This window comes from Marinobacterium lutimaris, from assembly GCF_900108065.1.
Taxonomy (GTDB): domain Bacteria; phylum Pseudomonadota; class Gammaproteobacteria; order Pseudomonadales; family Balneatricaceae; genus Marinobacterium_D; species Marinobacterium_D lutimaris.
In genome coordinates, this window is record NZ_FNVQ01000014.1 from 1 (window position 1) to 12,246 (window position 12,246).

A 12,246-nucleotide genomic window follows, 5' to 3' on the forward strand; every position below is an offset into this window, starting at 1 on the left:
ATCGAACAGGGCGGCGCGATTCGTGCCGACGGCGGCAAGGTTTTATTGACCGCCCGCGCCGCCGGCAAGCTCGCCACCAGCGTGATCAACCACACGGGTATCACCCAGGCGCAGACGCTGACCACCGGCGAGAAAGGCGAGATCGTGCTGCTGGGCGATATGCAGCAGGGCCAGGTGCAGGTCGCCGGCACGCTGGATGCATCAGCGCCAGCTATTGACGCTAAAGGCGGCGATGGCGGCTTTATCGAAACCAGTGCCGCCAAGGTGAAAATCGACAAGGATCTGCAGGTTACCACCCTGGCCCAAGGTGGCGACACCGGTGAGTGGCTGATCGATCCCACCGATTTCACCATCAGTGCTGGCGGCGCTACTAAAACCGACAGCGGTATCGGCGCCGATACTCTGAGCAGTAACCTGGCAAGCACCCATGTCACCTTGCAAACCGTTGAGGCTGGTGGCGAAGCCGGCGATATCCACGTCAACGCTGCCGTCAGTTGGGATGCCGACACCAACCTGACGCTGGACGCTCATAATGATATCCATATCAACGAGGCCATCACTGCCACCCAAGGCGGGCTGGTGCTGGACGCCGGTGGCACCATCAGCGCCGATGGCGATGTTAACGTGAGCACTTTTAACCTACTTAGCGGCGACTGGGCCCAGCTGGGCGGTACCCTGCCCTCTTTCTCGGCGGATGACTTTCAGCTCGATACAGCGAATGCCAGCTTTTTGCGCGCCACTGCCGGCGACGGTACTGAGGCAAATCCCTATGAGCTGATCGACGTTTACGGCCTGCAAGGGATGGCCTCACACAGCCTGCTAAGTAACCACTTTGCGCTGGCCAACGATATCGACGCCAGCGGCACCGCCAACTGGAACGACGATGCGGGCTTTGTGCCCATTGGCACAGAGTCAAACACCTTTACCGGCGATTTCGATGGCAGGAACCATGCGATCGATGGCCTCACCATCAACCGCACCAACACGAATTACGTCGGTCTGTTTGGGCGAACATCTGGCAGCCATATCCGCGATGTCGACCTGCTTAATGCGTCAGTCAGTGGCCGAATCTATGTGGGAGGACTGGCCGGTGGGGCGTCTAGCAATAGCAGCATCAGTGACAGCTCAGTGCAGGGCGACATCTACGGCCGACAAACAGTTGGTGGGCTGGTGGGTGAAATAATTGGTGTCATCGAACGCAGCCACAGTAGCGGCACTGTGGAGATGACGGACTACGGGGTTGGCGGGCTGGCTGGCCGCCTTTACAACGGCAGTATCAACGACAGCTATTCCACCGCCAGTGTAACGGGGAACAGCATTGTTGGTGGTCTTGTCGGCGAGCTGACCGGACAGATCAGCCGCAGCTACGCCACCGGCGATGTGGTAGCCGCTCAATACGGCGCCGGGCTGGTTGGCTCCGTCTATGCTGGCAGCATTCGCAACAGCTATGCCACCGGCAGTGTGCAAGGCGAATACTATAACGGTGGACTGGTGGGCGCACTCTTAACCAATGGTGGCATCATTGATAGTTACTCAACAGGCCGTGTGCAAGGCGATCACTACACCGGCGGACTGCTGGGCTCGCATAGAGGAGGCACAGTTAACCAAAGCTACTGGAACACCGAGACCAGTGGCCGGAACAATGCGGCAGGTGACGGTAGCAATGCTGGTATGACCGGACTGACCACCGCGCAGATGTTTGATGCCGCCAACTTCTTAGGCTTTGACGGCATCTGGGCCAATGCCGATGGCCAAACCACCCCCTACCTGCGCGGACTGGCCGGCAACCGGGTGTTCAACAAAAACGACCTGCCCAGCGGCACCATCGATACCAGCAACCGCCCTGCCCTCTACACCGTAGTTCTTGATATCGACCAGTTACAGGCAATGCGAAACGACCTCTCCGCCAACTATCTGCTCGGTAATGATATTGATGCCTCGGAAACTTCCGGCTGGAATAGCGGCGCGGGCTTTGCCCCTGTCGGCAACAGCGGCAACAGCTATAGCGGAACCTTTGATGGCTTAGGTCACATAATTTCAGACCTGTTTATCAATCGCAGCTCTATCAACAGCCTTTACGTCGGTCTGTTTGGCTATACAAGCAATGCAATCCTTCGCAACGTTGGGCTTCTCAACGCCAATATAACCGGTCATTCGTCAAATCAGCTCTATGTTGGAGGCCTTGTCGGAGGAGGTAATGGCGGCACTATTGAGCAATCCTTTGTAACCGGTGCAATAAGAGGTACAAAAAGCAATGCGCTTATTTTAGATACTACCGTCGGAGGTTTGGCAGGCTATTACAACGGTTCAATTCTTTACTCTTATACCTCTGGAACGGTTTCTTCAATCGCATCAAACCTAGGTAATGATGTATACGCGGGGGGGCTGGTCGGCTACCTGGAAGGAAACGTAAGTCACTCTTACTCCGAAGCCTCCATATCTGGTTCTGCTGGATATCTAGGCGACGCCAACTTCGGTGGGCTTACCGGCCATCTAAGCGGAGGCGCCTTTGAACAAAGCTATTGGAATACCGACACCAGCGGCATGTCACGAAGCGCGGGGAACGGCTACGCCACAGGAACCGCAGGGCTAGGCACCGCCGATATGCTTCAAGCTGCCAACTTTGTCGACTGGGATATTGATGCCCAAGGCGGCACCGGCAGCGTCTGGCGCATCTACGAAGGCTATACCGCACCGTTGCTGCGCAGCTTTTTGACCGCGCTGAACGTCAATGGTGAAGACACCAGCAGCACCTACGATGGTACCGAGCAGCGTGGTAGCTGGAGCGCCACAGGCGACTACGATGCTGATCATATCTTTGGCGATGTCAGTGGTGGACGCAACGCAGGGACCTACGATGTAGACATGAGTGGCCTTTACTCCAGACAGCAGGGCTACGACCTGATCACCACCGACGGCACTCTGGTTATTAACAAGGCCCAGGCCACCGTCACCGCCAACAGCGGCAGCACCACCTATAACGGTGCCAACCAGCAAGTCAGCGGCTTTACGGTTGACGGCCTGGTCGGCGGTGAAGATCAGAGCGTTCTTTCTAACGTGACCACTTCCGGCGGCAGCGGCAAGAACGCGGGTACCTACGCCCATACGGTTGATGGCACTGACGGTAACTATGAACTGACCTTTGTCGATGGCGCCCTGACCATCGATAAGGCCCAGGCTACCGTCACCGCCAACAGCGGCCGCACCACCTATAACGGTGCCAATCAGCAGGTGAGCGGTTTTACCGCAGAAGGCCTCGTAGGCGGTGAAGATGAAAGCGTGCTCACCGGTGTAAATACTTCAGGCGGCAGCGGCAAGAACGCCGGTACCTACGCCCATACGGTTGATGGCACCGACGGTAACTACGAGCTGACCTTCGTCGACGGCGCCCTGACCATCGATAAGGCCCAGGCCACCGTCACTGCCAATAGCGGTGCCACCACCTATAACGGCGCTAACCAGCAGGTGAATGGCTTTACGGTTGATGGCCTGGTCGGCGGTGAAGACCAGAGTGTACTGACCGATGTATCAACTTCCGGCGGCAGCGGCAAGAACGCCGGCACCTATGTGCATACGGTTGATGGCACCGACGGCAACTACGAGCTGACCTTTGTCGATGGCGCCTTGACCATTGATAAAGCCCAGGCCACCGTCACTGCCAACAGCGGCAGCACCATCTATAACGGCGCTAACCAGCAGGTGAATGGCTTTAGCGTTGATGGCCTGGTCGGTGGAGAAGACCAGAGTGTACTGACCGATGTATCAACTTCCGGCGGCAGCGGCAAGAACGCCGGTACCTATGTGCACCGTGCTGCAGGCACCGATGGCAACTATGAACTGACTTTTGTGGACGGCGCCCTGACCATCGATAAGGCCCAGGCCACCGTCACTGCCAATAGCGGCACCACCACCTATAACGGTGCTAACCAGCAGGTGAACGGCTTTACCGTTGACGGTCTGGTCGGCGGCGAAGATCAGAGCGTGCTGACAGACGTTTCCGCCTCTGGCGGCAGCGGCAAGAACGCCGGTAGCTACGCGCATACAGTTAATGGCACCGACGGTAACTATGAGCTGACCTTTGTGGATGGTGCTCTGACCATCGATAAAGCCCAGGCCACCGTCACTGCCAACAGCGGCAGCACCATCTATAACGGCGCCAACCAGCAGGTGAACGGCTTTACCGTTGACGGTCTGGTCGGCGGCGAAGATCAGAGCGTGCTCACCGATGTCAGCACCTCCGGCGGCAGCGGTAAAAATGCCGGCACCTATGTACACCGCGCAGCCGGCACCGACGGTAACTACGAGCTGACCTTTGTGGATGGTGCCCTCACCATCGATAAGGCCCAGGCGACGGTCACCGCCAACAGCGGTACCACCACCTATAACGGCGCTAACCAGCAGGTGAATGGCTTTAGCGTTGATGGCCTCGTGGGCGGCGAAGATCAGAGCGTTCTTTCTGACGTGACCACCTCCGGCGGTAGCGGCAAAAACGCCGGCACCTATGTGCACCGCGCTGAAGGCACCGACGGTAACTATGAGCTGACCTTCGTCGATGGCGCCCTGACCATCGATAAAGCCCAGGCTACGGTCACTGCCAACAGCCGCAGCACCACTTACAACGGGGCCAACCAAAACATCAGCGGCTTCAGCGTTGATGGCCTAGTCGGTGGCGAAGATCAGAGTGTACTGACCGATGTCAGCACCTCCGGCGGCAGCGGCAAGAACGCCGGCACCTATGTGCACCGCGCTGAAGGCACCGACGGTAACTATGAGCTGACCTTCGTCGATGGCGCCCTGACCATCGATAAAGCCCAGGCTACGGTCACTGCCAACAGCCGCAGCACCACTTACAACGGGGCCAACCAAAACATCAGCGGCTTCAGCGTTGATGGCCTAGTCGGTGGCGAAGATCAGAGTGTACTGACCGATGTCAGCACCTCCGGCGGCAGCGGCAAGAACGCCGGTAACTATGTGCACCGTGCTGCAGGTACCGACGGTAACTACGAACTGACCTTTGTCGATGGTGCCCTCACCATAGGTAAAGCCCAGGCTACCGTCACTGCCAATAGCGGTACCACCACCTACAACGGTGCTAACCAGCAGGTGAATGGCTTTACGGTTGACGGTCTGGTCGGAGGTGAAGATCAGAGTGTACTCACCGATGTCAGCACCTCCGGCGGCAGCGGCAAGAACGCCGGTACCTACGCGCATACAGTTGATGGCACTGATGGTAACTATGAGCTGACCTTTGTCGATGGCGCCCTGACCATCGATAAAGCCCAGGCCACCGTCACTGCCAACAGCGGCAGCACCATCTATAACGGCGCCAACCAGCAGGTAAACGGCTTTACCGTTGACGGTCTGGTCGGCGGTGAAGATCAGAGCGTTCTTTCTGACGTGACCACCTCCGGCGGGAGCGGCAAAAACGCCGGCACCTATGTACACCGCGCAGCCGGTACCGACGGTAACTATGAGCTGACCTTTGTCGACGGCGCCCTGACCATCGATAAGGCCCAGGCCACCGTCACTGCCAATAGCGGTGCCACCACCTATAACGGCGCTAACCAGCAGGTAAACGGCTTTACCGTTGACGGTCTGGTCGGCGGTGAAGACCAGAGCGTTCTCTCTGACGTGACCACCTCCGGCGGGAGCGGCAAGAACGCCGGCACCTATGTCCACCGCGCTGAAGGTACAGACGGCAACTACGAGCTGACCTTTGTCGACGGCGCCCTCACCATCGACAAAGCCCAGGCTACGGTCACTGCCAATAGCGTTAACACTACCTATAACGGTGCTAACCAGCAGGTGAATGGCTTTACGGTTGACGGTCTGGTCGGAGGTGAAGATCAGAGTGTACTCACCGATGTCAGCACCTCCGGCGGCAGCGGCAAGAACGCCGGTACCTATGCCCATACGGTTGATGGCACCGACGGCAACTACGAACTGACCTTTGTGGACGGCGCCCTGACCATCGATAAGGCCCAGGCTACCGTCACCGCCAATAGCGGCACCACCACCTATAACGGTGCTAACCAGCAGGTGAACGGCTTTACGGTTGACGGTCTGGTCGGCGGCGAAGACCAGAACGTTCTTTCTGACGTAACTACCTCCGGCGGTAGCGGCAAGAACGCCGGTACCTATGTGCACCGCGCTGAAGGTACAGACGGTAACTATGAGCTGACCTTTGTCGATGGCGCCCTGACCATCGATAAAGCCCAGGCCACCGTCACCGCCAATAGCGGTACCACCACCTACAACGGTGCTAACCAGCAGGTGAATGGCTTTACGGTTGACGGTCTGGTCGGTGGCGAAGATCAGAGCGTGCTCACCGATGTATCCACCACTGGCGGCAGCGGCAAGAACGCCGGTACCTACGCGCATACAGTTGATGGCACCGACGGTAACTACGAGCTGACCTTTGTCGACGGCTCCCTGACCATCGATAAGGCGCCGCTGATTATCAGGGCCAACGATCTAACCTGGGTGCTGGATGGATCTGCATGGAAAGGCGGAAACGGAGTCATCTATCGCGGTTTTGTTAATGGCGAAGATGCATCGGCGCTCACCGGTCTGCTGCAGTGGGGGGGCTCCTCTCAAGGAGCCAGAGACGCCGGGATCTTCAGTCTGGTGCCATACGGACTCGACGCGGCTAACTACACTCTGACCTTTAACGAGGGCGTGTTGGAAATCATCACCCCGATGGATACCGTCGGCGTGCCTTACCGCCGCAGTATCCAGCAGGCACAGCAACTGGCGGGCAACAAACCCGTTGCTATCGGTCGATCTCCTCAGCAGACGCTTCATACCGAACTGCAGGTTGTCGATCGCGGCATCCGCCTGCCCTGATTACTCGGCAAAGGGGCGGCAACACAGTCGCCCTCTCCCTGCCATTGTTTACGATGTGCCCGCCGCATTTAAGCGGAATAACGGGGCACACGGCAGACACTGACCCGGACGTCTGACGTTCTAAATGAATTGCACTACCAAGGAACTGCCAAACTCATGAATCACACCAGCCCCCTGTCTTTCCGTTTACGTCCCTTGCCACTGTTTGTTGCTCTTGCCGCTTTTAGCCAGACCGCACCGCTGCTCGCGCAAACTCCGCCAGATGCTGGCCGGGTGTTGAATGAGATGCGTCAGCCAGCACAACCAACACTACGCTCTACTACCATGACAATCGATGAGCAGAGTCTGGAACCCACCGCAGAACCGGGCGGCCCTCAGGTTGAGATCAGTGAGATTCACTTTGAGGGCAACAGCCTGTTCACGCAGGAGCAGCTTCTGGCGGTGATCAACGATGCGGTTGGTGAACCTCAGGATATGGCGGGACTGCAGCGCCTGTCCCAGCGTATTACCGACTTTTATCACCAGCAGGACTACCCCTTCAGCCTCGCTTATCTCCCCCCGCAGACACTGGAGTCAGGCAAGCTGGTTATTGGTGTGGTTGAGGGCCGGTATGGCGAAATCAGGTTTAACGGTTCCGATGAACTCGCTCAATCCATGGCTGCCCGCCTGCCTGAATTGCAGGCCGGTGACCCAATCCAGGGGAATAGTCTCAACCGTGCCATCAACCTGCTGGGCGACCTGCCGGGGATCAGCATCGACCCAGTTCTGATGCCTGGCCAGACCACCGGCACCGGCGATCTCGCGATCGATGTTCAGGAAGAAGAAAAAATCTCGGGTTCCATAGGAGTAGATAACCACGGCAACCGCTACACCGGCAGCTGGCGTACCCTGGCGACCGCTTCGGTCAACCGCCTGGCAACACTCGGCGACAGGCTGGATCTCGCACTGATGGTCACAGAAGAGGAGCTCTGGTACGGCAACCTGGGATATAGCCTGCCCATTGCGAACACCGGTGCTCGCGGCTACCTGCGCTATACCCAAACCTACTACCAACTGGGTGAAGAGTTCGAAGATCTCGGTGCCACCGGCAAAGCGCGAATCGGCACCCTGGGAGTGGAGTATCCGCTGATCCGCTCACAGAACACCAACCTCTACCTGGATCTGGGCTACAGCTATAACCACCTTCAGGACAAACCCGCCTCGCCCTTTTTCAGTAATAAGAAATCCAGCGAATCGGTAACCGCCAGCCTGCGTTTCGACCACCGAGACAGCCTCTTCGGCGGCGGCCTGACCTGGTCTGATTTCAGCTTTACTTCCGGAGACCTGGACCTGGACGAGACACTTGCTTTCGTGGATCAAATGACCGCCGAAACCGAAGGCCAGTACAGCAAGCTGAACCTGGAGCTCGCACGCCTGCAACGTCTGAGCGATCAGTGGACACTCTACGGCCGTATCAACGGCCAATGGACCGACGATAACCTGGACTCATCGGAAGGCATGGGCCTGGGCGGCGCCAACGGTGTGCGTGCCTATCCCGAAGGTGAAGCGTTTGGTGATCGCGGCTGGCTGGCCCAGTTGGAACTGCGCTATCAGTATGAACAGCTTCAGCCCTACCTGTTCTACGATGCTGGCGCCATAGAGCTAAACACCCGCCCCTGGGCCGAAGGCGATAACCATCGCAAACTGGCCGGTGCCGGCCTTGGCCTGCGAGCCAGCCTGAAGGACTGGCAGTTCAACCTGACCTCCGCCTGGCGCCTGGAAGGCGGTCAGCCCGAGTCCGACACGGAAGACAGAAACCCGCGAATCTGGGCCAGTGTGAATTATCGTTTTTAATCGAGCTCAACAATACAACTAGCATTTACCTACTCGGGGCGATTTTTAATCGCCCTTTTTTATTTTCAACCAACACTATTTTTGTGACCGATCTGTTACCTAGAGGTCTTTAATATATATCGTATAGACCGTTAAAAAAGGAGATAAGTAACTACTATAAAATTTAGTGAAATAAAAAATTATTAAAAGGATTTAAAAATGAGCAACATAAATATTACCAATGATGACTAACCTTCCGATACATATTTGCATGACTTGGTGTCGAATTTCAATTAACGTGAAACGCTGTCTCATAACCGTGAAACGGAGTCTCATTTAGGATGGAATACGAGGCCGGTTGGTTTCTTTGGTGAGCCAGATGAAGGTTGGAGCAGCCTCGCAGGCGCAGATCCCTTTTAGTAGATGTGCGCGAATTGATGTACAAGGATGCACATTTTGGACTGGCAGTAGAGCCGAAATGGTTCAGTATCAAGGCATAATGGACATTGTGTTATGGGATACTGCACACGCCAATATAAAGGACTAGAAAATATGAAAGTCTCAACTCATAAAGTAAACGTCTACAGATACACCACAATAAAGAATGGAACTCCTGTAGTGAAATTCTCAAACATTTACGAAACTGATAATGAGCAGACACCTATATTATCTTTTTATGGAATTTCAGAAAAAGATCCTAATTCAATTCCTGTATATGAACACGAAAATAAAGTAGACGGCAGCCTGATATATAGTGCTAGCAATTCATTAGAGGAAGGCTGGAATAATAAAAGAGTAGCTTTTTATGCCAGTAGCATTGAATACTCTCACCTGACAGAGCTTGATGTTTTTTCGGTAAAAGGAGGGTTGAAAGAAGTTTATATGACGGCACCATCAAATATGTTTGATTCACAAGCAGCAAGCCGCCTTTCTCCCAAAGAAGTTGTAAGGCTTAAAACAAGCCAGCCTTTCTTTATAGAAACTATAGATAAAGGCAAGTGGATGGAACAATCTACTAACATACATGGAAAATTATTACGAAACATATGCCTACCATCCGCGCATGATGCTGGTACAAGTCAGCTACAAGATATTAAAACGACAGATAATGGTGATGATTTAGCGGGGTTCTTGAACTCTATCAAGAAAATTGGTGATGATATCGCTGCTACCGGAATTGGCATAATAATCGATATTCCATTGTTTCTTTCTGATAATTTGTTCGGGCTAATTAAAGGGCTAGGAAGAACTCAGAGTCAAACTATTTACGAACAATTGAAAGGTGGTATTAGAGGCTTAGATATTCGCGTCTATTACTATGAACCCACTGATACGTTTTACACCTATCACGGATGCCTAGGCGAAAAACTCGACAATGTCCTTGATGATATCGTTAGTTTTTCTAGAGAAACAAATGGAGAAATTATTTATCTAAGCTTCTCGCATTTTTATCATGTAGATACAGCGGAATTAAAAAGGCGTGTCACGGATAATGTTCGAAATAAACTGGGGAGTTATACATTCAAGAAAACAACGCCTTTGATGTCTCCCCTTGAGCAGACCTATTCAGACATCGTTAATCAAGGAGTTTCGGGGACTAAACTCATTATTACATACCCCGACTACACAGAAGCGTCTGACGAAATCTTTTGGACATCGTCTCAAATCGGGCTTAGTGGAAGATACTCCAACAAGAATAATGTTAAAGAAATGATTGCCGGGCAGATCGCCCAATACAATATCGCCGTTGCCGCAAATAAGCCTTTCGAGCTTTCAATGACATTGACCCCACAAGAGAGCGATGTGTATGAAAGAGTCGCCGGATCACTGGCAGGGCCCTTAGCTGTAGCTGCTTTACCAGTAGCCCTTATTCCCATTTATGGTTGGGGTATATTAGCCGCAGTGGAAACTTTGTGCGCAGCACTTGCCATCTATAATGCAGCCTTGTCATGGAGAACATTGGAAGAACTTGTTCGTCAATTGAATCCTAGCCTCAGCTCGTTAGTTAACGCGAACTTTGTGCCTGAAAAAGGGTCGAATATCATATCGGTAATGTGGGTCGACTTCTACGAAACATCTGGAGCTGTAGATACAGCTATTACTTTGTCAGGCAGATAATTGAATCAAAACTTAAAGGGGCTGATTAGCTTATAACGATTGATAATCACATAAGTAAGTGCTGCTGTCGGTCAATTATATCACTGCGCTCAAAATTGTCGCAGAGCGCGGCGTTATATGGTATTGGAGCATTGATGTCTAAACCAAAGGGTCGGGGAGCTTGCCCGGCCCACCCTCCTGCTTTGGATTGTCAACTGCCGCTATGATTGGGGATTCTTTGTACCTAATAAAGAGCCCCAGCTATCTGTTTCAAGATAAGTGAAAAGCCGAGCGAATCATTTCACTGAATGTGAGGTTTTTCCTGGCAAGATCAGTCTCATTTTGAGTGAAACATGAATTTATTATGGGCTTTGGAATGTCACGCTTTATGAGACCTGACACTTGGAAGGGTGCTGTCCAGTACTACAAAAATTATCTTCAGCCTGGCTGAGTCATATAATTTTGATAAGTTTGGCATGGGCTGGCCTGACTTTAATTAACTTATAGGCACAGAAAGAAAAAAATTCAATCACGATCAAGGCTTTGCCAAAATATTCAGTTTTGGTGCGGCTATTACTGGTATGGTTATCGGTGTCGCAGGGCTTTTTATGGTGTCTTTCAGCGGTGGCAGCAGCACAGCCCTGGTAGCAGCAGGAACCGCTCTCGCTGTTTCTTCGGCCAGCGTTTCCGCAGCTGGTGTAGCAATAGACGGTATTAATGGCGCTCTGATGCCTGCATCGATGAAAGCTATTTTTGTATCAGACCAATATGATATCTTAATATATGGTGGTGATATTTTGGGAGATCATGAAAATAATGACGGCGAAGAAAAGTTCGTTGTCTCCCGAATTAATCCACTAAGAATCAAGTGGGAAAATAAAGCCAACGGGAATACAGGCGTAGAGACTGCGCCAACCTCATAAAATTTAAAAATTCGATTAAAGCGTCATTCTAATATAGGATGCCGCTTTAAAAATTTACATATAAAATTAAAAAATAAATATATTTTATTATTAATATCCTTTTCTATCTATACTCCATCTCTCCCAAAAAAATGATTAACTCTCCCTCTGCTGAGCAGGCGTGAGCCATCTACCCTGTTTTCTGTCGGTTTGTTCAAGATGTGTCTCATCGGTTACCTCCATCCCATTAGTCTGACCTGATCTGTAGCGGTCTCTTCGGCCGCCTTGTTTAGACGATTCGCGCCTGATCCGCGTCAAGGGAGCTGATGATGTACAACCATGCCCAACTCAACCGCGTGTTCCGCCTGGTCTGGAACGCCACCCTCAACGCCTGGTGCGTGGCGCCGGAAACCGCCCGCGGCAAGGGCAAGGCCGGCAGCGTACGCCGCCTGCTGCCGCTGACCCTGCTGCTCGGCGCCTCCAGCGCCTGGGCCGAGCTGCCCCAGGGCGGGCAGATCTCCGCCGGCGATGGCAGCCTGAGTTACCAGGGCGATCAGCTCAACGTGCAGCAGAACTCCGACCGCCTGGC

The 12,246-nt window shown here is 53.6% G+C and carries 5 protein-coding genes; all 5 read left to right on the forward strand.

The genetic code is table 11. The features are described 5' to 3' along the window. Window positions 1–6,846, forward strand: a 6,846-nt coding sequence (locus C4S72_RS25465; RefSeq protein WP_104006026.1) for an MBG domain-containing protein, incomplete at its 5' end; no start/stop codon positions are given. 156 nt (window positions 6,847–7,002) lie between these two features. Further along, on the forward strand, window positions 7,003–8,679 hold the full coding sequence (locus C4S72_RS25470; protein WP_104006027.1) for a ShlB/FhaC/HecB family hemolysin secretion/activation protein: 1,677 nt from the start codon (window positions 7,003–7,005) through the stop codon (window positions 8,677–8,679). 531 nt (window positions 8,680–9,210) lie between these two features. Continuing rightward, entirely contained in the window at window positions 9,211–10,776 is a 1,566-nt protein-coding gene (locus C4S72_RS25475; RefSeq protein ID WP_146071945.1) for a PI-PLC domain-containing protein, read from the forward strand. A gap of 560 nt (window positions 10,777–11,336) precedes the next feature. Next, window positions 11,337–11,678 (forward strand): hypothetical protein, encoded by a 342-nt coding sequence (locus C4S72_RS25480; RefSeq protein ID WP_104006029.1) that lies wholly within the window; start codon window positions 11,337–11,339, stop codon window positions 11,676–11,678. A gap of 308 nt (window positions 11,679–11,986) precedes the next feature. Further along, window positions 11,987–12,246, forward strand: a 260-nt coding sequence (locus tag C4S72_RS25485; protein ID WP_160115497.1) for an ESPR domain-containing protein, incomplete at its 3' end; no start/stop codon positions are given.